The organism is Catellatospora tritici (assembly GCF_019083965.1).
Classification (GTDB): Bacteria; Actinomycetota; Actinomycetes; order Mycobacteriales; family Micromonosporaceae; genus Catellatospora; species Catellatospora tritici.
In genome coordinates, this window is sequence record NZ_JAHRCY010000042.1 from 14,829 (window position 1) to 40,756 (window position 25,928).

The window sequence follows — 25,928 nt, forward strand, 5'->3', positions numbered from 1 at the left end:
ATCACCAGCGTTCGCTTTCCCGCCCTGCAGGACCGCGCTCCTGCGGACCTGTCGCGTCGTCTTCACCTGGCCGAACCTCACCCCAGCCGGCGCACATCGATCGCAGTAGACTCGGTGCGATCCGCGGCGCCGGAGGTCCACGCCTGTCGCAGATGCGAGCGAGGAGAGGCATGCCTAGCTACCTGAGGCCCGACGTGTACATCGAGGAGTTCCCAGGCTCCGGACTCAAACCGTCGACGTGGCGGGTGTCGAAGGTCCTCGACGAGGATGAGGAACTGCCGCGGTGGTCGCCGGAGGACACCCACGTCGCCTTCATCGGCCTTGCCGACAGTGGACCGTTGCACACGCCGGTGGTTGTGAAAAGCTGGAACGAATTCGGGCGCAGCTTCGGCATGCTGGACTCGGCCTTCGCGCTCGGGTATGCGGTGTACGGCTTCTTCGCCAACGGCGGCCGCTCCTGCTTCGTGATGCGGGTCGACGGGGACGCCGAGGACCTGCTGGGTGAGTTCAGCAGCCGCGATCGCGACCGCGGCGTCGAGGTGTTGGCGAAACTCGACGAGGTATCGGTGGTGTGTGCCCCGGACCTGGTCACCTTGCATGAGCGCGGCAGGTTGAGCACCGATGAGCTCAAAGCGTTGCAGCTGGCGCTGATCGCGCACTGCGAGATGATCGGTGACCGGATTGCGCTCATCGACTCCCCGGCCGATCTGGACGCGCAGGGTGTCCGCGACTGGCGTTACCACACGGCTGGCTACGACAGCAGCTACGCCGCCCTCTACTACCCGTGGTTGCGGGTCTTCGACCCCGTGGCGCACCAATTTCGCGACCTTCCGCCCTCCGGCCACGTCGCGGGCGCCTACGCGCGGGTGGACCACCTGCGCGGTGTCCACCATGCCCCGGCCAACGAGATGCTGGAAGGGGCCGTAAGCCCGACCTACCATGTGATGTGGGCCGAATGTGAGTACCTGCACCCTATCGGCGTCAACCCGATCGTGTTCTCCGCCGGGGGTGGGCCCGTCGTCTGGGGTAATCGCACGCTGAGCAGCGATCCTTCCTGGCGTTACATTCACCGCCGGCGCGTGGCCAACTTCCTGGCCCGCAACATCCGCAAGCACACCCGGTGGGCCATCTTCTCGCAGGCCAGCGACCCTACGCTCGGCCCGCGGCTACTGCGCCAGCTCGGCGACCTGCTGGACACCGCCTGGCGCAGCGGCGTGTTGTACGGCGACTCGGCCGATGAGGCGTTCTGGCTCAGCGTCAACGACAGCATCGAGGAGCGGGACCGGAACACGCTCTCTTTCGAGCTGTCCTACCGCCTACATGCCGAAGGCATGTACAGCTTGCGCATCGTCTACTTCTGCGGCTGAGTTCAGTCCACGGCGACGCCGAGGCGACGCAGCCCGAACAGCGCCGCCGGGTTGGCGATGCGGCGCAGCGTGTCGATGGCGTCCTGCCGGCCAGGCGACGCCTTGTCAGCGGCGACGTCGAGCAGGCCCGCCACCGCCGGTGCCCCGATCGACGTGGCGATCCGCGCACCTTGCGCACGTACCGTCGCTGTCGCCGCGGTCAACGCCCGCCACACAGCAGGCAGGCCGTGGATCCCGAAGCGGCCCAGCGCCTCGGCTGCAGCTGCCGCACACCGCGGGTCGCTGTCGCCCAGCATCCGTTCCAGCCGTGCCGCAGCGACCCACGGACCGCCACGCCCGACTATTCCGGACCGGTCGTCGTGGGCCGCAGCGAGGCGGCCCAGGGCGCGCGCGGCCGCCCACCGCACCGCGGGGTCGTCGGCGCCGAGCCGGTCGACCAGGCCTGGCACGGCAGGTCCGCCCATGCCGACCAGGGCCAGCCCGGCAGCGTCACGGGTGATGGTCTCGGCTTGGTCGAACAGCTCCCACAGCGCCGGCAGCGCCGCGGGACCGCTGGCGGCGACGGCCTCGGCACAGCGCCGCCGGATCCACGCCTGCGGCGAGGACAGGGCCACCACGAGATCGGGCCCGGCGCACCTCGACAATGCCGCGGAGGCCATCCGCACTCGTGGACCCCCGGCGGCCAGCGAGGACAGCAGTGCCGGGACCGCCGTGCTGCCCAGGGCGGCCAGTGCGTCGACCACTGCCCATGCCACCGCCTCGTCCTCGTCGCCCAGTGCGTCCATGAGCGACTCGACCCCCTCGGCGGCCCTCAGCCGGCCCAACGCCCCGGCTGCGGCCGCCCGCACATGGGCATCGCCGTCGGTGAGGGCGCGTGTCAGATCAGGCACGGCGGCATGGCCGCCGATGACGGCGAGGATGTCGCACGCGTACCAGCGCACGCCAGGATCAGCAGCGCTCAGCGCCGCGGTGACGCCCGTCAGTGCAGGCGCGCCGAGCTGCGCCAGCACAGACGCGGCGTTGACCCGCCTGGTGCGCTCCCCGCCGTGTAGCGCCTCCAGCAGCGGTTGCAGGCCGTGTTCGCCGATCGCCAGCAGCGCACGGTGAGCTTGGGCGCCCTCGTCGGTATCCGGGCCGGCGGCGTCGAGCAGATGCGGGACCGCATCGGGTCCGAACGTGCCCAGTGCGCCGGCGGCCTGCCAGCGTGCGTCGGTGGGTGCGCTGCCGACAGCCCCCGCCAGCGCCGCCAGCGCGACCGGCCCGCCCAGCGCCGACAGCGCCCCGACGACCGTCGAGCGCACGGCCGAGTCGGCGTCGTGCACGAGGGGGGCCAAGTCGGCGGCGGTCGCCGCGTCGCCGATCTGGCGCAGCGCCCCGACCGCCGCCAGGCGCACCGCAGGCTGGTCGCTGCCCAGCGCTGCGGTCAGCGCTGGCACGCTGCGGGCACCGATACGCGCCAGGACGGTCGCGGCCGCGGCACGGGTGCCGTCGCCGGGGTCGCCCAGCAGCGCGACCAGGTCGGGAATCGCCGGGTCGGCGATGGTCACGAGCCGGTCGACGATGCTCTGCCGCCGGTGGGCCTCGGTCGCGTGCGCGCGCAGCGTGCGGATCAACCGAGTGTGCTCGGGGCGGATGAACTCGACGGTGACCGGGTCGAGCGTGGCCGGCAGCCGGGTCAGCATCTCGTAGACCGGGGTGAGGCGTTCGTGCGGCCACAGGAACGCCTCGGCACGTGCGTTGGCGTCCCACTCGGCCGCCGCGGCACGCACCTTCTCTTCGAGGATCAGGTCGTCGCGGGTCGTGTCGATCCACCGGGCCAGGCGCGGCCAGCTGCGAAACAGCGCCTCGTGGGCGACGTAGACCACCGGGTCGTCGGCCTCGTCACGGCCCTGGACCAGCAGGCGGGCGTTGGTGAGCACGTCGACGAAGCGGCGTGCCGGAGCATCGGCGGCCACGCTCACGGCGCGTGCGCGGCGGCGTGTCGCCCAGCCCCGCTCACCGATGGCGACGAGGTGGTGGAACACGGTGGAGAACCGGGCACGGGCCTGGCCGTCGAGCATGGTGGTGAAGACGTGCTCGGCCCGGGTGCCGATGGCGCCCTGGACGCCGCCAAGCTGGTCGTAGCTGGCGTGGGTGAGCTGGCGGTCGGCGCCGCAGGTCCGGTAGAGCTCGTCGAGGGTGTACGCGAGCAGCGGAAGCGCGTCAGGGTTGTCTGCGGTGTCGATCAAGACCCGGCCCGGCAGCCCTTCGGCGAAGCGCAGGTCGGCACGCTCCGCTGGCAGGGCGATCATGTCGTGGAGGGTGTCGGTGGGTGCAGCCAGCGGGAAGTGTCCAGCCTCCAACAGCCGCGCTAGCCGCGGCAGCGCCAGGCACCGGTGATAGAAATCGGCCCGCAGGGTGATCACAACATGGCACCGGCCGCCGGCCGCAGCGGCATCGAGCAGCTCGATCCACCCGTCGATGTGGGCCTTGTCGACCATCGTGAACAGCTCCTCGAACTGGTCGATGAACATCAGCGACCGGCCGCCGGGCAGCCACTCACCGATCACCGCCGGCTGGGCGGCCAGCTCGCGGGCCAGCGCGGCGGCCTCCGTGCCGCGCATGGGGGCGAGCTTGTCAGCCAGCGAGTCGAACGGGCTGTCGCCGACCTCGCCGGGTGTCAGGCGCAGCCCGAGCCAGCGCCGGGCACCGGTGTCGAAGTGCGGCAGGTTCCAGTCGGCGTCGACCTGCAGCCGCGGGATGAGCCCTGCGCCGACCAGCGAGGACTTGCCCGAGCCGCTGGCGCCCACGACGGCCACGAACGAGCTGCTGGCGACCCGCTCAGCCAAGGCGTCGGTCTCCCGGCCCCTGCCGAAGTAGATCGGCGCGTCGTGCGGCGTGAACGCCCGCAGTCCCGGGAACGGCGACCCCTGCCATCGCGGCGCGCCGGCGGCCGGCGAACTGGGCGCCGCAGGCTGGCCGGCCTCGCCCGTGAGCGCCCGCTGCACGACGGTCTTCAGGTCATGGACGAGTTCATTGCGGAACCCGTCGGGCGAGTCGTAGCTCTTGTAGCCGCGCAGGATCGCCCCGGTGCCCCGGTCGTGCATCTGCTCGAAGAACGCGTTGACCAGCCGCTTCTGGTTCAACAGCTCGTCGACGTCGGCGGTCTCGGCGTCCAGCAGGACCTTCGTGGTGCGGCGGTAGACCAAGACCGCGGGCCGCCCGCCGTCGTCGGCGGCAGCGATGGCGTCGTGATACTCCCATTCGGTCCCGGACAGGTAGGGGCCGCCGTCGGGCTTGCGGTAGTCCGGGAACGGCAGCGGCGTACCCAGCCGGGACCACAGGATCACCACGACGATGTCGCACTCACCCGGCCGGGGCATGCCACGGTTGATGGACGCCTGCGGCGTCTCGGTGGCCAGCAGCGGCGCGCCCGCGCCGGCCTGATCCCACGCGACGACCTCCAGCGTCGCCTGGCCCCGGACGAGCGGGTCGTACTGCAGCTGGTCCACGATCATCCGGGCGATGGACCGCTCGGCCGCCACATCCCCCGGCGAGGACAGGAAGATCCGCAGATGGGTCGGCTGTGGGGGGTGAGCTGACATGGATACACATTGCATCACTCGGCTGGCGGCGTACACCCCGCACCCAACGGCGATGGCGCGCCGAGGAAGACGGCCGGGAACGACTCCTGCACGCCGACTCCTGACACTGCACCCACTATGGGCCAGGTAGCGGATCAGACGACTTCATCCTGGTCCCCTCGATCGCGCCTCAGCGATACGCCAGAACCGACGGCCCTGGCCGTGCTGACCCTCAACCCGCACGGCTGAGCGTACGGGGGATCGGCCTACCCCCACCACGAGATCACACGGCTACGGAGCCTCCGTCGGCCAACGGAGTCAACCATCAGGCAACACGGTGCCGGCGAACTACAACCACGCCGGCGGTGGCTACCTGACGCCCGCCAGGCGACCACACCACCCACTCGACGTTCTGGTCATGACCGGACAGGGTGTGCAGGATCTGGCCAGTGACCGGGTCCCAGATCCTGGCGTTGCGGTCTTCGCCGGCGGTGGCGAGGCGACGACCGTCGGGCGACCACGCCACCGACCAAACGGTGCCGGTGCGGCTGGTGAGCACATCGATGAACCGCACTTGGCTCGGCGGGGGAAGCGCGGGCAGACTTGGCATGACGGCGCCAAGCGATCACCGGGGGAGTTTCAATGGCGATGTCAAGCCGCGGCCGGTGTTGCTATCGCGAGTTGCGGTACTCGCGGCCGTCGCGCAGCAGTGCCCATATGACGTCGACCAGGCGGGCTGATGAACCGGACGCAGCCGAAGCAGCCGCCTCGAACATCGGGCCGACTGTCGGACGGACGATCCCGAATCACAACGGTGTGCCGCCGTCTGGTCACCGTGCTCGCCGCTCTACCACTGGTCGCGGCCGCGCGCCGCCCGGCCGCCGAACCACTCGCCGTAAAGCCTGACACCGCACTCCCGACCGACCGGCCCCCGGTGCGGATCCGGGCAGCGGTCGAGGCCGACGCGGCGGCACTGGCCGGACTCATCGCCGAGATGGGCACCACCTCGCTCCCGACACGGTGCACCAACGCCTGCGTAAGCTGCCGCACGACCACCCCGGGCTGGTGGCCGAGACGCAACGGACGTGATCGGCTGGGTACAGCTTCGCCCCGGCCAAGCGCTCGTCAGCGGAGTCCGCGCTGAACCCGTCGGTCGCGCCATCGCCGAGCGGATGCGCGGAGGCGGCGTCGGCACCGCCCTGGTGGCCGCCGCCGAGGACTGGACGCGCCGGCATGGCATGAACACGCTGTTCCTGCGCTCGGGGGCGGAGCGGACCGCCGCGCACGACTTCTGTCGGGCACGGCTTCCGCCGGATCAATCCGCAGATCGCCTTCGGCGAGGACGTCGTGTTACAACCGGCGGTCATCACCAAACAAACTGGCGCTGCTCACCGTGGGGCTGGCGGCGTTGGCGGCCTCATCAACGAACAGCGCCATTGGCCCTGACTGCAAGATCCTTACTAACGCCCCGAGTCCGCCGGTCTACAGGGCGAACTCGTATGCCAGAAGTTGGCGTCCCTCCCAAAGCTGATCGCATCCTGGCACTCGTTGGAAGCCCAGACGTGTGTAGAGGAGTTGTGCGGCAAGCATCGGTGCCTGGGTGGCCAGAACAGCGCGGTGACACCCGGCGTGGCGAGCGCGGTCGAGGCATGCGGTCATCAGCGCCGTGGCGATACCGCACCGGCGCGCGTTCGGTGCGATTGCCAGCAAACGGATCTCGGCATCGTCGCGGTCGGCAAGGTGGACCAGCGGACTCGGCGGCCGGCACATGACCACATGTCCGAGCAGGCCGCGGTCGTCGGCTGCCACCAGCGTCCACGTGTGCGGGGCAAGACTGCGTCCGGCCACATCCATGAGATGACTGCGATGCTGCGCCGGGGTGTGCCCCTCGCTCATGAAGGTGTCGTCCAATAGCTTCTGGGCTGCGATAAAGTCCGACGCGTCAATGGGACGGATGATCACGGTTTGTATCGTACAAGGTCGAAGGTGATCGACTCCGAGGTTCGGAATCGACGTGTCCGGCGAGGGTTGTCGACGAGACCTACATCAAGGTCGGCGGCGTGTGGCGGTACGTGTACCGGGCGGTCGACCAGCACGGACAGCCGCGGACACTACGAACTCGCCACCGACGTCCCGCCCACCCGGCGAGTCGCCGCAGCATTCGCCGAACTCGCCAAGGCGATCTGACCCGAGGCCATAACCACGTCCACCATGCACGGCGATCCGAGAATGCAACAGCGCCGGTTGATCCACCGATACGTGGCTACCACCACGACCCGCTCGGCAGGCGACGAGGAGGCGCTGGTCTACCAGTTCGACGGGACCATAGCGCCCGACCGAGGCATGCCCGGAACGGAAGATCCGCAGAACCGCGTCGCCTCGCCCTGGCTGACGAGCTGCGCGCGGAAAGTCCTAATCGAGAGAGCGTGGTGAGCCCGGCCGCCGAGCCACCTCTCGGGTTGGTAACGGCTGGCCGCCGAAGGCATGCCGTCCGTGGCGCCAGCGTTTGCTTGCAGTGTTCAGCCACGAAGAGGCCCCGGCCCGGGCGTCGTCCGGAACGAGTTCGTCAGCGATCAGGTAACCATGATCAAGCTCGGATCAAGAACCAAGCCCATTCACGCCATACCGTCGGCTGTCGCCGATCAGAGCAGGCGGACCGGGGAGCGGTGGTCGTCGGCGGGTAGGTCGCCGTCGAGGACTATGGCCGTGATCTCCATCCGGTCCAGATCGGCGTGCCCGGACAGGATCGTGGCGAATGCGGTGTCGGCGGCGTCGCGCCCGGTGCTCACCCGGACCAGCGACGACCGTGGGGCCAAACGGGTCGCGTCCCAGACCTGCCACTCGCCGCCAGTCGCGGTCTCGACCACGGCGTGGAAGTCCATCGGGCTCAGACCGGGGGCGTACACCCCCACCACCCGAGCCGGCACCTCGACCGCCCGGCACAGCGTCGCCACGAGGTGGGCGTAGTCGCGGCACACCCCGCGCCCGTCGAGCAGGGTGTCCGCGGCGTCGGTGGTCGGCCCGCTGGCCGTCGGCGTGTACTGCAGATGCTCGAAGACGTAGTCGCAGATCGCCTGCACCCTCCGCTCCGGATCGGCGTAGCCGCCGAACTTCCGTTGGGCGAAGCCGGTCATCCGGTCGGCCGGGCAGTATCGGCTCGGCAGCAGCGCGGTCAGAAGCTCCCACTCGGTCGGCCGTTCGGACTCACCAGGCCGGTCGGCGACCACCGCCCAGTACGAGATCGACAGCTCGCCCGGCGCCGCCGCGAACAGGTGCCGCCGATTGCCGTCGGGGCCGAGGACCACCCGCACGTCGACCACCTGGTCGTTGCCGACGACCGACAACTCGTCGTCCACCGTCCGTCCGGGACGCAGCCCGACCCCGACCCCGAGCGCGAACTCGGCCCGCTCCGCCACCGTGAACGTCAACGCGCACGCAACCTCGGATCGCCTGACCTCCACCATGTGCTCCATCGTGGCCCGCCTTTACCGTAGAGGGATGTCAAGGGCGACAACGCCGACGCGCCGGTCGCCAGTGAGCCGGCCGCTGGGAGCCCCGATGTAGCTTCCCGACGTCGGGGCCACATCGGTGTTGTCGCGCCCGACCGCCACAGTGACATACCCGCTGTGTGTACGGCGACCGTGGCACGGGTCCAGGGCCAGCGCCGTCGCAGCCCCGTCCTGCGCGGCGATCACCTCCACCCAGGCGAGCCTGCCACCCTGCCCCAGCAGGTGTCCCGATACGTACCGGGCCGGCAGCCCGACCAGCCGACACAGGGTGATCATGATGTGAGCGTAGTCCTGGCACACCCCGATGCCGCCAGCCAGCCAGGGCCTGCGCAGCCGTGGTCAGGACACTGGTCGTCCCGAAACCGTAGGACAAGGCCGCGTAGACGGCGGCGCAGATCCGCTCGGCGACCTCCCCGGTTCTCCGCCCCCGCGGACCAAGTCCGCGGCCGACTGACGCAGCCGGTCGTCGGAGACGTCAGCGGAGTGGGAGTATGCAGGGCGCGGAGCGTCGACTTGGCACCGCGGTCCACCGGCGTACCCGGCCACCTCCTCAGCCAGCACGCGGCGCATTCGACCGGTTCATGCTGGGGGCCTGCGGGGTGCTGAGCCGCAACGCCCCGCGGGGCGTTGCCGATCGCGTCGAGAAGGCGAGTAGTGGCCAGACCAGCGGCGAGATGGCCCAGCCGATGGCTGGGGCGACCTCTATGGCGATTACCGGTGCGGGCAGGGGCAGGTGTCGCTACGCGCCCAGGTCGGTGGGGTTCCCAGTCGCAGGCTCGGGGGTGCGTCCACGATCATGGGCCGCTAGCCTGTCGCCATGTCCCCGTATCTGGTCGCCGCGCTGCACGCCAACGGTCGGCTGCCTTCCGAGAGACTGCCATGGATCGCGGCCGGCTGGTTGGTTGAGGGTCACGATGGACCCGCCCTGCGCGAACTCGCCGGCCTGGGTGCGGGCGAGCACCGGGAAGCAGGTGCCGTGCTGCCGGAGGCATTGGCGGAGACCGGCTTGATCCCGCTCACCGAGGAGCAGGCCGCCCGAGCCTTCCTCGACCACCTGTACACCTGCGTGCTCGACGGCACGCTGGACGAGGGCGACCTCTGCTGGCAGGTGTCCAACCTGCGCCAGGTGGCCGACGCGATACGAGGCGTCTGGCCGTTCGACGAGCTGGCGGCACTTGAATACGAGTTCGCAATCTGCTACGGCTCCCCCACCGACCTGCAGGAACAGCGCGTGCGCGAGCTCTGCCAGGAGCACCGGAACCGGTATTTCGCGGGCGAGCAGTTGGTCTAGTGCTCTGACCGGGAGGGTTCGCCGGGTTGGTTGCCGGTCTCCGGGCTCGCAGGTGCTGCGGTGCTGTTCGTTCACGCGCTTCGGTGCCAACGCCTACCCTGGGTGGCTGACCACCGGGCCGCTTGGTGTGTTACGCAGGGACGAGATGAGTGACATCTACATTCGGGTGATCCCCGATGATCCGCAGTGGCAGCCCACGGCCGAGGCGGCCGAACGAACGGTGGAGTACGCTGCCGGGCTCTTCGCTGGGCCGGGCGACCACGTCGAATTGGTCAAGCCGGTGTTCTACGACCGCATCATGCTCATCGACGCGGGCCAGTACATGGAAGACGTCTTCTGCCCCCGATGCGACGCCGCGCTCGGCCTGGACTGGTTCTGGGATATGCTGCGCGAGGAAAGCGGCGGGCTGACGGTTGACCCGACCATCGGCGACCTGGACGTCACGCTCCCGTGCTGCGGCTGCCTGCTGACACCGCCCGAGCTGGGATTCGAGGCACCGATCGGATTCGCCCGGTTCGAGGTGAGCGCCATGAACTAGGCCCGAATCGTCGGGGAACTCAACGACGAGGAACTCGTCACGGCAGGCAAAATTCTGGGGCATCCGGTGACACAGATCCACACCGGCTACTGAGCTGGCCTCGCCTTTGTCATGCCGCAGCGGGTAGTTGTCGTCCGCCCCAGCGGATGCCCTTCTCGCTGCGGACGCGTGGTCGTTCGCAGCGTTGGGCTGCCAGTACGTCGGGGTGGCGGGTGTTGGCGTTGCGCCAGCGCAGGTAGCCGTGCAGAGCCCGGGTCTGGGTGGTGTGGCTGCGGTGGTGGGAGTTCGCGATGGTGAACTGCCGCAGCGGGCCGAAGTGGGCCTCGATCGGGTTGGCCCAGGATGCGTAGGTCGGGGTGAAGCACAGCTCGACCCGGTGCTTGCGTGCCCAGGCCCGGATCTGTGTGCCCTTGTGCGGGGACAGGTTGTCCAAGATCACATAGATCAGGGCGCCGTCGGGGCGGGCGGCGCGGTTCGTCTTCAGCGCGGCCAGGTGTTGGCAGCACCCTTGCGGCGGCGGTTGATGCCCCACAGTCTGTCGTCGCCGACGGAGTAGCAGCCGTGGAAGTACCGGACACCGTGGGTGCGGTGGTAGGTGGCCGGAAGCCGCAGCGGGTGTCCCTGTACGGCCCAGCCCGAACCGGCGGTGGGTCGGATCCCGAGCGGCCCGAACTCGTCGAAGGCGAAGACCCGCTGCGGGAAGCGGTCCAGGACCTCCTCGATCCGGTCGAGCTTCGCGTCGCGGTCGGGGTCCGGGGACTCCTCCCACGTCTTGGTCTGCTGGAACGCGACGCCGCGGCGGGCGAGCAGGCACCGTAGGGCTTCGCGGCCGATGCGGATCACCCGCCCGTGGAGCCTGCGCAGATAGGCGACGAGCTTACGTAGCGACCATCGAGTGAAGGGCTGGCCGAGCTTGACCGGTCGGGTGGCGGCCGTCGCGACGATGAAGTTCTCGTCGTCAGGACTGAGCAGGCGGGGACGGCCTCCCGCCCACTGAGGGTCCAGGCACGCCAGGCCGATCTCGTTGAACCGGTGGATCACGTCACGGACGGTGTCCTCGTCGGCCTGGACGAGCTGAGCGATCACCGGGACCCGGTTCCCGCCCGGCCGATGCGAGGAGCATCATCGCGCGCTGGTAACGCACCGAGCCGGCGCTGCCCCGGCGCACGATCTGCTGCAGCCGCTGACCCTCTTGGTCGGTCAATCTGCGCACGCGGACAGGTTCGGCCCCCCTTGCCTCCAGCCATCGGATCGGATGGCCCTGCTGCTCCAGCCTGGCCAAGGCGCCATACAGCGTGCCGGGGCCGAGGGTGATGCCGGCGATCTGCTCGATGTCCTTGATCAGCGCGTAGCCGTGCTTGGGGCCGTCGCTGAGGCTGACCAGGATGAGGACACTGGGCTCGGCGAACCGTGCCTCCACCGGTCACGTCCATTACGTGAACCGATATAACGTGTCACGTAATAGTAGCGGCGGCAGCATGCCCAGGGAAGACCCGGCCCGCGCACACCGACGTCCTGGACGCCCTCGCCGCGCGCGCCGAGGCGATGCGGGCACGGCCGTGACCGCGGCTTACGCAGTGGGCAGTTGGCCGAGGGCGCCGGGGTCAACCTGCGGACCGTCGGCGGATATCCGGGCGGCGACCTGGTCACGGGTGAGGGGTTTGGCGTAGAGGTATCCCTGGCCGTATCGGCAGCCGAAGTGCTGCAGGAGGTCGCGCTCGGCGGTGGTTTCGATGCCCTCGGCGACGACGTCGAGGTTGAGCGTCTCGGCGAGGGTGATGATGACGTCGACCAGGGCGGCTTGGCGTGTGGATGTGGTGATGGTGCTGGTGAAGGATCGGTCGATTTTGAGGATGTCGACGGGGACCTGTCGCAGGTAGCTGAGCGCGGAGTAGCCGGTGCCGAAGTCGTCGATGGCGATGCGGATCCCGTGCTGGCGCAGTTCGGCCAGTGTCTGCCAGGTGTTGTCGTCGTCGTGTAGGAGCAGGCTTTCGGTGATTTCGAGCATCAGCCGGTGTGGGGGCAGTCCGGCGGCGGCGAGGGCGGTGCGGACGGTGTCGGTGAATCCTGGGTCCTGGAATTGCCGGACCGACACGTTGACGCTGACATATGGCGCCGGTTGGTGCGTGTGCGGCGGCGGCCAGGCGGCGGCGGTGTCGATCGCGGTGGCCAGGACGCGGCGTCCGAGTGCGACGATGAGGCCGCTGTCCTCGGCGAGGTCGATGAACTGCTGTGGCATGAGCCTGCCGCGGTCGGGGTGGTCCCACCGGATGAGGGCTTCGCATCCGGCGATGACGCCGGTGGCCAGTTCGACGATCGGCTGATACTCGATGGTCAGGCCGCTACCCTCGTCGAGGGCGTGGGCGAGGTCGGTTCGCAGGGCGAGCCGGTCGAGCATGAGGCCGTGCTGGCTGGGGTCGAATCGGCGCCATTGGCGTTTTCCGGCGGTTTTGGCCGCGTACTGGGCCTGGTCGGCCTGGCGGAGCAGTTCGGCCGCGTCGGCGGTTTCGTGGTTGACGGCGATGCCGATGGAGGCGGCGCCGGGCAGCATGCGGCCATTGACGAGGAACGGGCGGGACATGGCGGTGACGACGTCGTCGGCGATTTTTTCGACGGCCTCGACCGCGGGAGCGTTCCCGATGAGGACCGCGAATTCGTCGCCGCCCAGGCGTGCGGCGAGCATGCCCGGTCGCAGGGTCGCGGTGAGGCGCCCGGCGGCGGCCTTTAGCAGGGCGTCGCCGGTTTCGTGGCCGTAGCTGTCGTTGACCATCTTGAAGTCGTCGAGGTCGACGTACAGGACGCCGACCGTCGTTCCGGTCGGCGCCGCGTCGACCAGCGCGGTGCGCAGACGGTCGTTGAACAGTGCCCGGTTGGCCAGTCCTGTGAGCGGGTCGTGGAAGGCGAGTTCGGTGAGTTCGGCTTCGAGTTTGCGTGGGGCGGTGACGTCGCGCAGGGTCAGCACCCAGCCGCGGATGGTCGGGTCGTCGCGCAGGTCCTGCCATGATGCCTCCACGGTCACCGGCGCCTGCCCGGTCGCGTCGACGGTCCAGTCCTCGGTAGCAGAGGCGGGTGGGGCGGGTTTGGTGCGGTCGAGCGGCGTGGCGAGGTTTCGGACGCTGCGGCCGGCCAGGGCGTCGGTGCCGAAGACACTGACCGCCGATGGGCTGGCGTAGCGGATCGTGTCGCGGTCGGGCTCGAGGATGAGGATGACGTCGGTGGTGTTGCGGACCAGTGTTTGGAAGTACTCCTCGCTGTGCCGGCGGTCGAGGTCGGTGATGGTGTTGATGCGGTCGACCGCGAGCGCTGCCTGCGCGGTGAGTATCTCCAGCGAGGTCTGGATGCGGGTGAGCCACCGCTCGGCGGCACCCACGACGAGGGCGCCGTCCGCGGTGGGCATGGCGGGATGCCCCGGGAGCCTGATCGGGCAGACGAGCGCGACAGCGAACCTGTCCATCTGAGGGCGGACCTCTGGTGGTAGGTCACGGACATAGACCGGGTGGGCCGTGTGATCGGGCAACCCGGACACCGCCGAAGGCCGGTCGGCGCGCGGCAGGTCGACGACGGCGGTGTGCGGGACGCCTGAGGGCAGAAGTTCGCCAGGGCTGTCGCGAAGCAGCCCCATCACGGTGCCGGCGTCATGTGCGGCGAACATGGCGGCGTTGATGTCCAGGACGACCCGGCCGAGGGCCATGCTGTGCCGGTAGTCGTCGATCAGGCGCGTGAGCCGGAGCAGGACCAGGACCAGGGTGATCGCGAGAAATAAGAGCGCGACGAGGTTGTTCTTGGTGACCCCGCGGGCGACGTCGACCAACAGCACGGTGAGCGGCACGGCGATGAAGGACGTCAGCAGCACCTGGTAACCGCGGCCGATCTCGCGTTGCTTGACCGACGCCGGTTCGGTGAGCAGCACCATGGACGGGTGCAGCGCGGCCAGCCCCCAACCGAGGTAGAACAGGACCCAACCGGCTGCTCCGGCGGTCGACAGGTGCGGGACGGGGTGCCTGCGGGCCAGGATCAGCGCCATGTCGCTCCAGATCAATCCGCCAGCGGCCAGGCAGAGCAACCGGACCGCTTGTACCCGCCAGGCCACCAGGGCGAGGCTGACCGAGATGGCGGCGATGACGAGATCACACAGCGGGAACGCCGTGGAGAGGAATCGCTCGGCCATGCCGTCTCCGATGCGGCCCCACTGCGGCGCGATGATGAACATCCATACGAGCAGGCCGAGCCCGCTCGCCACGATCATCGCGTCGAGGACCATGATGCGGTCGCGGCCGACCACGCTAACCCAGGCCAGCCCGGCCGTCGCGGCCGTGATGGCCGGGAACGCGGCCACGAACAGGAAGGTGGCCCGACCGTCCGTGAAGGCGGGTGTCCCGCCGGCACCGACCTCCGCATAATGCACGACGTTGCCTACGCTGAACAGGGCCAGCGCGGCGGCGGCCAGGAGCCAGGGCCAGCAGCGACGTGGCCGGTTGGCGCGCACGCCGGTGATGACGGCCGCGAACGCTCCCGCCCCGAGCACGGCCCACCAGGCCAGCTGATGTGCAGGCCACAGCCACAGCCCGACACCCGCCAGCACGCCTACCGCCGCGTATGCCCAGAACCGCACCGACACGGTGAAGTATGACTGGACGCACACGCCAATAGTGCGAAAAGGCTGAGTATTGGCCGAAATCACCCAATGCTCGGTGGCTCAAACCGTGGCGTTGCCGCTGTCGCACGCTCGGTCCCCGGGATCCAGCGCCAGCGGCCAGGCCTCAGCCGGTGATCTTCGAGGCGATCCCGGTGAGGATCGCGACCAGTTGGTCCTGGCTCAGCGGCGGGTCGACCTGCCCGGGTGACTCCGCACCGCCGGGTCGTCGCTGCGGACCGCGTTCGCCACCTCGATGATCATTCAGCGGCGTCCGGAGGCGTTGCATCGGCACTGAAACGGCCACGGGCGGTCGACCAGATCGGCGGGCCGTCAGACCAGCAGAATGGTGCGCAGCTCGTGCAGGGCCCGCCGGTCCAATGCCCAGCGCGTCGGTGAGGTATCCGTCGAACGTGCCGTGGGCGGCTCGCACCTGTTCGAACCCGGCGGTGAGGTACTTCGGGGTGTACGTCGAGCAGGGCTTGGTAGGCGGCTGGCTGCTCTTGTTGCCCGTGTGCGTGTGGTCGTCGTCTCCGGGGTAGCCAGGGCCGAGGATCTCGGTGAAGCCGCGTACCGGGCCGCACGCCACATCTCGCACAGGTAACGCCCCGCGAAGATCGTCACCACCGATGTCTGCGACTGGCGTGAGGTGGTGAACGAGCCACGGCAGTAGATGGGGACCGCGCCATCCTCGTTCGCGCCACGGTCGAAACACTCGTCTACGCTGAGGGTGCCGGGCGTGCCCAGCAGCCCCGCGCTCGCCGGCAGAGGCTGAACCATGAACTGTGCAGCCAGCCACATTCCTAGCCCGACCCAGGCCGCCATGGTGGCGAAAACCAGTACGTCTCGAAGGTGATGGCGCCGGAAGTCGGGTGTCGGGGGCAACGTAAGACCCATCGACGTGAGACCGTGCAATGGGTGCCAGCGCCACAGTTCCCGACACGCCATCGCCGGTATCCGGACGGTCGCCGAGCCGACTTCCCTGGCGGGCTGCCTCAGTGAGCGTTTCGGAGATGGCCCGATCCGTTTGCCAATGCGAGGGACATCCGTTCTTCGATCGATCGGGCTTCCATTCGCCCGACGAGACACAGCCGCTTCCCGGTGTCGCGTGCGGGGAGAGGGCCGGCCCCGATCCCTCACACATATCGGCTCAGCCACTCATCAGGACGGCTGCGGTAGGCACTGTCCCGCGATCACTGTCCTTTTTGCTATCGAGCGCGATTCGTCGTGAGCGTGTCGGCATAGCGCGCCTTCGCCTTTCGGGTGACTGCGGTTGTCAAGCCCATATCTACCCTGATGCACTCTATTAATCGCCTTTGCTGGCTATGGCCGGGTCCTGTCTGATTGCGCGTAGCCCACGTGGCGATGACCTCGACGACCACGAACAGGAGGACTCTGTGAAGCAGCGGCTGTTCATGCCTGCGCTCCGAGTGGCCCGAACGGGCGGCCTAGCAGTGACGCTCGTTGCGGTGCTCGGCCTGACTTCGGCTGCCGCGTCTGCGGCATATCCGAGCCGTGCGGCCCCAACCTCGACTATGGCGAATGGTCGGGTCACTGTATCCGCCGCCAGCCTGGTCACCGTGGTATGTCCGGGAAGTGACGACGTCACCTTCAGCCCCGGGCTGCGCAACTTCTCCCAGACCGTGTCATTCTCGGAAACGTTGGAAGGACACGCATGTACCGGGCTGGGGAAGATCCCCGGTGACAACTCGTTCGCCACCTCCTTCTCCGGCACGACGCAGCTGTCGTGCACGACGCTGCACGCATCGGGCATGTTCACCCTGGTGTTCACCTGGTCGCCGTCCGGACGCACGTCTACATGGAGTGCAGCACTGGGCGAAGTGGCCTATGTGAACGGGCAGGTCGTCGCGACGGCGACCGGACCGATCACTGCCGGTGACTACACCGGGTCGACGCTGACGTCTGTGTCGGTCTACCCGACAGCGCAGCTCGCGGCCTGCTTGTCCGCTCCGGGTCTGACCCACCTCCACGGCACCGTGACGTGGACGGTCGCCGGGTTGTGAGAACGCCGTGCCCGCGTGGCCGTTGCGGACGGCCGGGCGGCACGGCGCGGCGCGGCGCGTGGTGACAGTGACGCCTCAGGTCCAGCACACGTTCGTCGTCGCACATGATGTCGTCGTCCACGCCGGCGAAGCCGGGGCAGCATCGATTGCACCTCAGCGACGGCGTCAGCCAACGGTGGGCTGCGCGTCACGCAGACCCGACGGCGACCCACCGTGGACTACCGCTTCCGGGACCTGCTCGACCCTGAGAAGTAGGTGCTCCTTCCTCCGGGACCGGCCAGACGCGGCCGGGGCAGGAACGCTGGCATGTTCGCTCGGCACGGCTGACGGCGGGCGGACGGTTCCTGGGACACGGTGCCCGGGGCGTCGCGGCGATCAGGGCGAGCGTAGTGCGTCGGTGGGGCGAGCCGGGTGGGCTGCCGGGTACGGGCCCGTGATCGCGCCCATGGCCATCGCCGCGCCGAACCCGGCACTGTGTCGAGCAGCGGCATCACCGCCTCGGGGCTCATCAAGGTAGCCGAGCAGGTTCCGCGCCCGCGGCCGGCTGGCCGCAGAGGCCCACGGGTCGGCAGCGTCAGAGTTGGTTGTCTCCGGCCTGGGCTGGTGTGCCGGTGGAGTCGTCGCCGTGCACGCGGATGTCGGCGTGCTGGCGTTTGGCTTGGTACATGGCGGCGTCGGCATTGCGTAGCAGGGTGTCGAGGGGTTCCCTGGTGCCGAACGCGACGCCGATGCTGACGCGCGGCGCCAGCGGATGCCCGTCGATGGTCAGCGGCTGAGCGAGCGCGGCATGGATGCGTCGGGCGGTGTCGACGGCGCCCGAGGCGGTGGTGCCGGCAAGGAGTACGACGAATTCGTCGCCACCGAGGCGGGCGACGGTGTCGGTGGGGCGTACGCTGCCGCGCAGCCGTTCGGCGACGGCCACCAGGAGCCGGTCGCCGGCGTGGTGGCCGAGCTGGTCGTTGACGGTTTTGAAGTCGTCGAGGTCGAGCAGCAGGACCGCCCGCAGCCCGGGGGTTTGGTCGTTCCCGGCGAGGAGCCGGTGTGCCCGGTCTTCGAGCAGGGCACGGTTGGGCAAGCCGGTGAGGTGGTCGTGGGTGGCTTCGTGGCGCAGCTGCTGTTCGAGCAGTCTGGTCTCGGTCACGTCGCGTACGTTGATGACGATGCCGCTGACGCTGGAGTCGTCGAGTCGGTTGGTGGCCACGGCTTCCAGCCACCGTTGGCGGCCGCGGGTGTCGTGCACCTGCAACCGGTGTCGCACGCTGGTGTCGGGTTCGTCGCGGGCGTCGGCGAGCAGTTGTGCGACGTCGGCGGCTTCGGCGGGCTGCAGTACGTCGGCCAGGGGTGTGCCGGTTGCCTGTTCGGGTGGGGTGCCCAGCAGGGCGCTCAGCGATGGGCTGGCGTAGCGGACGGTGCCGGTGGCGTCGACGAGCAGGGTGATGTCGGAGGCGTGCTGGACCAGGGACCGGAAGCGCCGTTCGTGCTGGCGCAGCTGCAGGATGCTGGCGTCGAGGCGGTCTACCAGGCGGGCGTTGTCGGCGAACGCGAGGTTCTGGCGGGCGATGACCAGCGCGGTGACGGTGGCCGTGCCGGCGACCATGCCCCAGGCGCGCAGGGTCAGCCCGTCGGTCCACAGCTCCAACACCAGCAGGAGTTGGGTGGCCGCGACGGCCAGGTACGGCAGGCGGCTGTAGCGGGGCCGGCTGCGGGTGGTCAGGCCGCTGGGCCGGGTCCGCATCTGCAGGTACTGCACCCGGGCCGCGATCGGGAGCAGGAACGCCGAGGTCAGCTGCCCGGCCTGCAGCAACTGGACGTCGGCGATGCGCATGCGCAGCAGGTTGAACAGGTACCAGGCGCCGACCAGCAACCCGGCTCCGAGCAGCACGCCGGCGGGCGGGGTGAACGGCGCGGAACCTGAGAGCAGCAGCTTCACCGCCGCGTAGGCGACGACCAGCATTACGGCACAGCCGAGCGCCGTGAGCGCGAGTTGCGCGGGGTTGTCCGGGGATGACCCGGCCGGCAGCCACATGTACCAGGCCGCCACAAGGAACGCGCACATGACGGTGGCCACGTCCAGACGCAGCCGCGTGCGCTCAGACGGGGGCACCTGCAGCGGATAGGCGAGCAATGCCCAGCCTCCCAGCAGGATGCCCGGGAGCAGGACCAGAGACATGGCGAGCATGCCCGCCGGGTCGCCCCGGGTCTCGGCACCGGTGACAAGGCCGACCAGGTTACCGGCCGCCAGGAACACACCGGCCGCGGCGAGGGTGCGCCAGAACCTGCGGGCCGCTGGTGCGATCTGTGGGCGGGCCGCGACCTGCCAGCACAGCACCACGAACGCCACCCGCAGCACCGGCTTAGCGGCCGCCGCTACCGTGATGGCGACTGGCGGCCGGGCGGCCAGCACCGCCACGAGGCACGCCAGCGCCGCGGCGGCGAGCACGGCCAGGACCGGATCGGCTCCGCGGCCGTGCCGTACCGGATCGGTTCCGACCATCCGCAGCCCCAACGACACTGACAGATCCAGGTTGCCGCCGTCTCTCAGCGGCCTCGCTCGCCGCTGGTCACGCCTCATCTGGCCGACAGCGGCGGGCCTTGTCGACCCAGGCTACTACCCGTGGCCGCCCGCAACTCGCATCCGCGATCGGCGTCGCGTCGTGGTCAGCGGCCGTATACCCGCCCGGCAGGCTGCCCCGTCCCCGCCGTCGCAGGGTCGATTCGGGGCGTACGCGGCGAGCGGGCTGGCCGGAAACCGGGCAGGACGTCGCTTGGGCTGCCGTAGGCGGGCGCGGGGCCAGGCCCAGCACGCGCGTGTCGCACGTGATGTCATCACTTGGCGCGAAGACGGGCAGCGTTGCTTGTGCGCCAGGGCTGCGGCCGCTATAAAGGTTGACATCTGTCGATCATTAGCTGATGTTGCACCTCGGAGGTGCCCATGCGAATTCGTGTGCTGATCACGCTCGTCCCCCTGGCGTTGGTTGCCCTGGCGGCTGGCAACGCCGCAGCGGCCGCGTCGCCGCCGACCTACCCGGTCATGCCCAACCAGTACTTCAACGGCGTGGTCAACGGCAAGACCGCCGCAGCCACCATCAAGACGGCCTGCCCAGGTCCGGCGACGGGCCAGACAGGGCACCCCGTAAGCGGCCAACTCCTGTCGGTCTCCCGGGTCTCGGACCCGAGTTCCACGACCAATCTCGGCTTCACGGGCAGCACCGGCAACTCCATCGCCGCAGCGCCGGTGAGCAGCAGCGTCGCGAACGCCCCGGTGACCCTCACGGAGTACTTCCACGGGTATGCGATACCCACCGCGTGGACGGTGCCGTGCGAGGGCGACGGCCTGATCGCGTTCACGCCACTGCCGGGCAGCTCAACGGCACGGACCACGTACGTCACGGTGCACTTCACCAACATCGCGCAGTAGCAGCCGACCCCACGGCTGACACGCAAGCGCGGCTCCCGTGGAATCAGAGATTGCCGGGGTGACGCTCGCGCGGCCGGGCCCGTTGTCGGCCGGGTCCGCGCAGCGTCGCCTTCCGCGCTGTTCTTGCGTGCGTGGTGCCAGCGGCACAGGCTCGCAAGGTTCCTCGGTACCCCAGCCCCGCACCGCCAAACCCCGGATCCAGCGGCACGGCTGGTGGCCGATTCGCGTGGACCTGCTCGGCGGCCGCGCCAGCGGCGCCTGTGGCCCACCCCGGGGCGGATCTTCGCGGTGGCCCCGCAGCACACCTTCCACGTCCTCGCCGAGGCGATCGACGACGCGTTCGCCCGCTGGGACCGCAACCACTTGCACGAGTTCGCCATTCCCCGACTCGGGCACCCTGCACAGCCCCGGCCGGTACACTCTCACCCGCACCGCCGCCCGCCGCCCGGCCTGCAGCTGGGCAATCCCGAACGTCGATCGACCTCCTACACTCCGGTCGTAGTTTGCGCGGGACCGGCGGTGAGGTCACCTTGGACGGGTATGTTGCGCTGAGGTCAGATGGTCAGCCCGTACAGCCGAGCGCGGTCACCAGGCGGGTGAGGTTGGCCCGCATCACCGACAGGTAGTCGTCGGGCGAGCCCACCTGCAGGCCCTCGATCGGGTCGAGGACCTCGGCCTTGGCGCCGACCTCCTGCGCGATCGTCTGTGCCAGCTTCGGGCTGACCAGCGTCTCGAAGAACACCGTCGTCGCACCGAGCTGCTGAGCCTGCGCCGTGACCTCGGCCAGCTTGCGCGGCCCGGGTTCGTCCTCCGGTGACAGGCCCGTGATCGCGACCTGCTTCAACCGGTACCGCTCGGCCAGGTACCCGAACGCCGCATGGCTGACCACGATCTCGCGGCGCTGGCACGTGGCCAGCCGGTCGCGGTACTGCCTGTCCAGGGCCAGCAGTCGGCCGTGCAGGTCGGCGGCCCGCGCGATGTACTGCGGGGCGTGCCCGGAGTCGAGGGAGGCCAGCCGCTCGGCGAGCCGGTCCGAGATTGCCGCGAGTCGGACTGGGTCGAGCCACACGTGCGGGTCCTTGCCGCCCATCTCCTGCTCGTGCCCGGCCTGGTCGTGCTCGTCGGTCTCGACGGCGTCGTGCAGTGGCTCGACGGTGGCGACGTCGAACGCCTTGCCTGCGGCGTTCTGCTTGACCGACTCGTCGACCGACGGCTGGAAGCCTTTCAGGTACACGACCAGGTCTGCTTCGGCGATGTGGGCCACCTGGGCCGGGGTCAGCTCGAGGTCGTGCGGTTCGGCACCGGGAGGGGCCAGGTTGGCCACGCTCACCGCGTCGCCGCCGACCTGCTGCGAGACGTACTGCAGCGGGTAGAACGCGGCGACCACCTTGACCTGTTCGGAGCCCGCGGTTGCGGGCGTGGCGCCGCCGCTGCACGCGGAGGCGAGTACGACGGCGGCGGCCGCGGCGAACGCGGCACCTTTACGACGAGGAGTGCTCATGCTCATGCCCACACCCTCGCCGTAAAGAAAATGATTGTCAAAATCGCATAGACGCATGCGGTTGCCGGTCCTGCCACGTAGACACAGGTCACGGGCCCGACTGGGCTCGCCTTTGGTGACCCACCGGCCGGTGATGACAGTCCTGTCACCGATATGGCCTCGGCGAAGCCACGCCCATATCCTGGCGACGGCCGACGGTCCTGCGGGCGGCCGACCGCAGGACCCGCTGGGCGGAACGCCTCTTCCCGGGCACGACGAGCCGGCCTGTCCATGCGTACACCGGCCGACCCGGCGTCCCCGCGGCAGCGCGCCGCTCGGCGGCGCCAACCCCGCGCCGGTGGGCACCGCGTGAGGTCCGGCGCAGTTGGCTTGCCGATTGCCGCGATAGCGGGTAGCTCCTGGGAGGGGTGTCATGGGTGTGGTTCGTGGCCTTGGCGCATTATGAGCGGCATGACGACGCAGTCCGATCCTGGCCGGCGTGGCGTGCTGGCACGTTCCGGCCGCCTCGCGGGCCTGGCTGTGGCGCTGGTTGCGGCCGCGTCCATGCTGATCCTGCGCCCGCTGGCGCCCCCCGCGCCCGCCCGGACCGAGTTGCCGCTGGCTGAGGCTTATCCGAGTCTCCGTCCGGCCGACGTGCCCGCCACGCTCGCCGACGGCGCGGCGTACCGTCCGCTGTTCTTCCTCGATGCGGGCGGCTCGGTTGGAACCGCGCTATCGGACGACGGCAGGAGCATCAGGTTGGTGCTCAGGCAGGCCGGTGTCGAACGTGTCCTGCGGCTGCTGCCCAAGGAGCAGGAGCCCGACTTCGGCGGGTTCACCACCGACGGCACGCGGCTGGTGTGGCTGGAGCTGACCGCGGGCGCAGACGGGCAGGGCGACAGCCGTATCTGGATCGCCGACCTGGCCACCGCCGCGAGCCGTACTCTCGCCACCGACACCGGCGCGGTCCTGCTCTTCGACGCCGAGCACGACATGGTGCTGCACGACGACGCCGTGAGCTGGATCGCCAACGCCGACTCAGCGACGGCACGCACCGAGGTCCGCACCGTCGCACTGACCGGCGGCGACGTCGCGGTCCGCACCGTCGACGGCGCCTGGAGCCTTGCCGCGTGGCCCTGGCTGGTCGGCGCCGACCCCGTCGGCCTGGAGCCGATGCAGTTGTCGAACATGGACACCGGCGAGCACCGGACGGTGTCTGCCGCGGCCAACGAGCTGATCAGCTGCTCGGCGACGTGGTGCCGGGCGATCGCCGTCGGCAGCACCGACGCGTCCACGGTCATCGACGTGCTGCGCCCGGACGGTTCGGATCGGTTCGGCACGGTGACGGGCGCCGTGAACTCGGCGGTCTATGACGTTGCGGTCCTGGACCGGTACGAGATCTATACACGTACCGGAATGGCCAACACCGAGCTTCTCGTTTACGACCTGACTGTCCGTCGTGCCGTGGTGATCGGGCAGGGCGTGGGAGGGGTGTTCACCCGCAACGGCATGCTGTGGTGGTCCACCGGCGACAACGAGGCCCAGCGGTGGCATGTGTTGGACCTGCGCGCCCTCACCTGAGCCCGATCGGGCAGCGGCCCAGCACGCCGGTGGTCACGCCCCAGACCCGCACGTGCACGGTGACGGTCCCGTAATCGATCTTGTGTGGGTCGGTTAGGGGGCCCTACGCTGGCGCAGGCGGGTAGACCGTGCCGGGCCGATCTGGACGCCCAGCGTGATCTGCGTGCCACTGCGAGTCCTTCTTCCTTGAAACACAGCGGAACCGGTCGTCCTCTTCAGGAGACCGGTCCCGGTGTGTCGACGGCTTCGGTCGCAGTCTGGGGCACGAGCGCCGGACACGTCTTCAGCCCTGTACGGGCCGCGTGACCGCCGATCGTAGGCGCCCCGCAGTCGTCGTTGCCGCTGTGGGTGGCCATCGACTGGGTCACCGCCGACCACGCCCCCGGCCAGCCCGCTGTGGCGAACATGAGCCTCGGCGGCGGCATCGACACGACCCTGGACACCGCGGTGTCCAACTCGACCGCCGACGGCGTCACCTACGCCATCGCCGCCGGAAACGACAACGGCGCCGACGCCTGCAACACCTCACCGGCCCGCGTCGGCTCGGCCATCACCGTCGGCGCCACCACCAGCACCGACGCCCGTGCGTCGTTTTCCAACATCGGCACCTGCCTGGATATCTTCGTCCCCGGCCAGAGCATCACCTCGGCGTGGAACACCAGCGACACCGCCACCAACACCATCAGCGGCACGTCGATGGCCACCCCCCGCACGTCACCGGTGCCGCGGCCCTGGTCGTGGCGCAGAACCCGTCGTTCACCCCGCAGCGAGTACGCGACTACCTCGTCAACAACGCCACCACCGGCGTCGTCACCAGCCCCGGCACCGGCTCGCCCGACCGGCTGCTGTACGTCGTCAACAACCTGAACAAGGCCAGCGGCTACAGCCAGAAGAGCTTCAACCTGTCGGCCTTCGCCGGGCAGACCGTCACCCTCAAGTTCACCGGCGTCGAGGACTCCTCGCTGCAGACGTCCTTCGTCGTCGACGACACGGCATTGACCGTCTCCTGACACCCCAAGGCTGGTGGCCGAGCGGACCTACGGCGGCCACCAGCCGCGACGGCGATGACATGGTCCGTCGCCGACGTATGCCGATCGACTCCCTGCGCCTGACTCATGTGCCGAAGGGCTGGCTGGAACCCGGGTTCCTGATTGAGATCACGCTGGCCGGCCTGGTCGACACCGAGGCCCAGATGCTCTCCGGCTCGCGGGCCGCCGCGGTTGCCGCCCACACACAGCCGGCGGTTCGCAGGCGCTGCGTGCCAAGAAGCGGCAGTCTCGTCGGCGCCCGCCCCGGCCGTTGGTGTCGCATGTCGAGGTCCACCAGGGCCGGCCCTGCGGAGAACGCAAAGACCGGCCCGCTGCGGTTCCGGCAACAGGCGTTGCCGGTGGCGCCAGAGCATGCCTGCCGTCCACATCGGTCGACACGTCCAACCACCGCTGCCAGGGTAAGGCGGTTCCCACAGCCGCAACCACATCGATGACAGGACTGTCATCCGCGCCGGACCGGCCCGAGGCGACGGCGAGCCGCAGCCGCTGTAGGCGCGGAGGGCGCTTTCCTCGCGGCGACGCCCCGTGGTTGCGACACCGTCGGTGACCGGTCAGCTGCCGGTTCCCTCGGCCTGGCCGTCGCCGGTCATCTCTCCTCCGGTGCCGGTCGGGCTGAGGTAGACGTGCTGGTGGCCGTTGCCTGCGTCGATGTTGATCTGGTCGAGCTGGGTGGCGGCCACCGACCATGCCGCAGCGGCCAGATCGCGCTGCCGTTCGGCGAGTTTCAGCACCGGCTGCCGCGAGGACGCGGGCAGGGCGCGGGCTGCGGCGGCGGTGTCGGCCGCGAGCGCCAGTTGCTGGACCGCGCCGCGCAGCGCACCGCGGGCGATGTTGGTGGCGGTCATCCCGGACACGGTCTTGGAGTACCACGCCACCTCGGTGGCGAGCGTCTGCCGCCACGCCGCGAGTTGCTCGTCGGTCGTCTGCGCCGTCGCGGTGAGGCCGTCGACGATGGGCTGGATGGCGGTCACGGTGGCGCGCGCCCGGGTGGTCAGTTCGCTGATCTGCGCCACGTCGCGGCGGGCTTCCTGCTCGCGCAGCGACGCGACGGTCGTCTCGGCGGCGCTGGGTGCGGTGATCTGCACGCCGATGAACGCCCCCACGACGGCGGCGACGGCCAGTGCACTCAGCATGCGCAGCACCTGAGCGGTGGTCAGGCTGCTGCTCTGCCGGGCGGACGGGTTGTTGTGCGGCGGTTTGCCGGTCTTACGCGACATCGTGCGCTCCTCACAAGGGTATGGAAGAGTCCGCGATCGTCGCCGCACGATCGGCCGACCCGACGTTACGACCCGCACCGGCATCCGTCCATAGGCGGCGGCACGTGGCAGGTGGCCTGGTGATGCGGTCCTACTCGTACTGCTCCTTCGGTGCCGCGATCGGCCGCCACGTCGCCACATTGAGAAACGGGATGTCCTCGCCGTTGACCGGGTCGGCCAGCGTCTGCGAGGTGTAGGTCCCGGTCACCTCCAGCCATG

Annotated in this window: 16 protein-coding genes and 5 pseudogenes; 9 read left to right on the forward strand and 12 right to left on the reverse strand. The window is 69.7% G+C overall.

All coding sequences use genetic code 11. The annotated features are described in order from the left end of the window. The first annotated feature begins 170 nt into the window (after positions 1 to 170). Positions 171 to 1,367, forward strand: a complete 1,197-nt coding sequence (locus KUA19_RS41565) for a phage tail sheath family protein (RefSeq protein ID WP_217405461.1) — start codon at positions 171 to 173, stop codon at positions 1,365 to 1,367. Positions 1,368 to 1,369: 2 nt separating this feature from the next. Here KUA19_RS41565 and KUA19_RS41570 read toward each other — a convergent pair whose 3' ends face one another. Both KUA19_RS41570 and KUA19_RS41575 read right to left on the reverse strand, forming a co-directional pair. After that, positions 1,370 to 4,951, reverse strand: coding sequence for a HEAT repeat domain-containing protein (locus KUA19_RS41570; RefSeq protein WP_217405463.1), 3,582 nt, complete (start codon positions 4,949 to 4,951; stop codon positions 1,370 to 1,372). Between the two features lie 304 nt (positions 4,952 to 5,255). Next, the gene (locus tag KUA19_RS41575) at positions 5,256 to 5,504 is read right to left on the reverse strand and encodes a WD40 repeat domain-containing protein (protein WP_217405465.1); all 249 of its coding nucleotides are present in this window, start codon (positions 5,502 to 5,504) and stop codon (positions 5,256 to 5,258) included. Positions 5,505 to 6,015: 511 nt separating this feature from the next. Between KUA19_RS41575 and KUA19_RS45190 the strand changes: the two are divergent. Continuing rightward, positions 6,016 to 6,213: pseudogene (locus KUA19_RS45190) on the forward strand (GNAT family N-acetyltransferase); the annotation flags it as partial. Positions 6,214 to 6,412: 199 nt separating this feature from the next. On the opposite strand, the gene KUA19_RS43680 reads toward KUA19_RS45190, so the two are convergent. Beyond that, complete coding sequence (locus KUA19_RS43680) at positions 6,413 to 6,892, reverse strand: GNAT family N-acetyltransferase (RefSeq protein WP_217405467.1); 480 nt, start codon at positions 6,890 to 6,892, stop codon at positions 6,413 to 6,415. Positions 6,893 to 6,972: 80 nt separating this feature from the next. Here KUA19_RS43680 and KUA19_RS45195 point away from each other — a divergent pair. Continuing rightward, positions 6,973 to 7,614, forward strand: a pseudogene (locus tag KUA19_RS45195) (DDE-type integrase/transposase/recombinase); the annotation flags it as partial. On the opposite strand, the gene KUA19_RS44885 reads toward KUA19_RS45195, so the two are convergent. After that, positions 7,573 to 8,391 carry a transglutaminase-like domain-containing protein gene (locus tag KUA19_RS44885; RefSeq protein WP_217405471.1) on the reverse strand — a complete coding sequence of 273 codons (819 nt, stop codon included), beginning with the start codon at positions 8,389 to 8,391 and terminating at the stop codon, positions 7,573 to 7,575. The pseudogene KUA19_RS45195 and the gene KUA19_RS44885 overlap by 42 nt on opposite strands. A gap of 24 nt (positions 8,392 to 8,415) precedes the next feature. Next, the gene (locus KUA19_RS41600) at positions 8,416 to 8,772 is read right to left on the reverse strand and encodes a transglutaminase-like domain-containing protein (RefSeq protein WP_308167951.1); all 357 of its coding nucleotides are present in this window, start codon (positions 8,770 to 8,772) and stop codon (positions 8,416 to 8,418) included. Positions 8,773 to 9,256: 484 nt separating this feature from the next. Between KUA19_RS41600 and KUA19_RS41605 the strand changes: the two genes are divergently transcribed. Both KUA19_RS41605 and KUA19_RS41610 read left to right on the forward strand, forming a co-directional pair. Next, the gene (locus KUA19_RS41605) at positions 9,257 to 9,730 is read left to right on the forward strand and encodes a hypothetical protein (RefSeq protein ID WP_217405475.1); all 474 of its coding nucleotides are present in this window, start codon (positions 9,257 to 9,259) and stop codon (positions 9,728 to 9,730) included. Between the two features lie 145 nt (positions 9,731 to 9,875). Next, complete coding sequence (locus tag KUA19_RS41610; RefSeq protein ID WP_217405477.1) at positions 9,876 to 10,268, forward strand: hypothetical protein; 393 nt, start codon at positions 9,876 to 9,878, stop codon at positions 10,266 to 10,268. Positions 10,269 to 10,377: 109 nt separating this feature from the next. On the opposite strand, the pseudogene KUA19_RS41615 reads toward KUA19_RS41610, so the two are convergent. The 4 genes and pseudogenes from KUA19_RS41615 to KUA19_RS41630 all read right to left on the reverse strand — a co-directional run bounded on the left by KUA19_RS41615 (position 10,378) and on the right by KUA19_RS41630 (position 15,499). Continuing rightward, positions 10,378 to 11,511: pseudogene (locus KUA19_RS41615) on the reverse strand (IS630 family transposase). 9 nt (positions 11,512 to 11,520) lie between these two features. Next, a pseudogene (locus KUA19_RS45200) lies at positions 11,521 to 11,688 on the reverse strand (PadR family transcriptional regulator); the annotation flags it as partial. A gap of 150 nt (positions 11,689 to 11,838) precedes the next feature. After that, complete coding sequence (locus tag KUA19_RS44890) at positions 11,839 to 14,910, reverse strand: EAL domain-containing protein (RefSeq protein ID WP_217405478.1); 3,072 nt, start codon at positions 14,908 to 14,910, stop codon at positions 11,839 to 11,841. 118 nt (positions 14,911 to 15,028) lie between these two features. Beyond that, positions 15,029 to 15,499, reverse strand: coding sequence for a hypothetical protein (locus KUA19_RS41630; RefSeq protein ID WP_217405480.1), 471 nt, complete (start codon positions 15,497 to 15,499; stop codon positions 15,029 to 15,031). Positions 15,500 to 16,298: 799 nt separating this feature from the next. Between KUA19_RS41630 and KUA19_RS41635 the strand changes: the two genes are divergently transcribed. Further along, on the forward strand, positions 16,299 to 16,925 hold the full coding sequence (locus KUA19_RS41635) for a hypothetical protein (protein ID WP_217405482.1): 627 nt from the start codon (positions 16,299 to 16,301) through the stop codon (positions 16,923 to 16,925). A gap of 574 nt (positions 16,926 to 17,499) precedes the next feature. On the opposite strand, the gene KUA19_RS41640 is transcribed toward KUA19_RS41635, so the two are convergent. Then, entirely contained in the window at positions 17,500 to 19,419 is a 1,920-nt protein-coding gene (locus tag KUA19_RS41640; protein ID WP_217405484.1) for a sensor domain-containing diguanylate cyclase, read from the reverse strand. Between the two features lie 438 nt (positions 19,420 to 19,857). Between KUA19_RS41640 and KUA19_RS41645 the strand changes: the two genes are divergently transcribed. Then, positions 19,858 to 20,343, forward strand: a complete 486-nt coding sequence (locus tag KUA19_RS41645) for a hypothetical protein (RefSeq protein ID WP_217405485.1) — start codon at positions 19,858 to 19,860, stop codon at positions 20,341 to 20,343. Between the two features lie 562 nt (positions 20,344 to 20,905). Here the strand turns inward: KUA19_RS41645 and KUA19_RS41650 are convergent. Then, on the reverse strand, positions 20,906 to 21,850 hold the full coding sequence (locus KUA19_RS41650; RefSeq protein ID WP_217405487.1) for a metal ABC transporter substrate-binding protein: 945 nt from the start codon (positions 21,848 to 21,850) through the stop codon (positions 20,906 to 20,908). Positions 21,851 to 22,294: 444 nt separating this feature from the next. On the opposite strand from KUA19_RS41650, the gene KUA19_RS41655 reads away from it, so the two are divergent. Further along, the gene (locus KUA19_RS41655; protein WP_217405489.1) at positions 22,295 to 23,404 is read left to right on the forward strand and encodes a hypothetical protein; all 1,110 of its coding nucleotides are present in this window, start codon (positions 22,295 to 22,297) and stop codon (positions 23,402 to 23,404) included. A 354-nt stretch (positions 23,405 to 23,758) separates the two neighbouring features. Further along, a pseudogene (locus tag KUA19_RS41660) lies at positions 23,759 to 24,414 on the forward strand (S8 family serine peptidase); the annotation flags it as partial. A 590-nt stretch (positions 24,415 to 25,004) separates the two neighbouring features. On the opposite strand, the gene KUA19_RS41665 reads toward KUA19_RS41660, so the two are convergent. After that, a complete protein-coding gene (locus tag KUA19_RS41665) occupies positions 25,005 to 25,670 on the reverse strand; it encodes a hypothetical protein (protein ID WP_217405491.1) in 666 nt (221 codons plus the stop codon). Positions 25,671 to 25,928 lie beyond the last annotated feature (258 nt).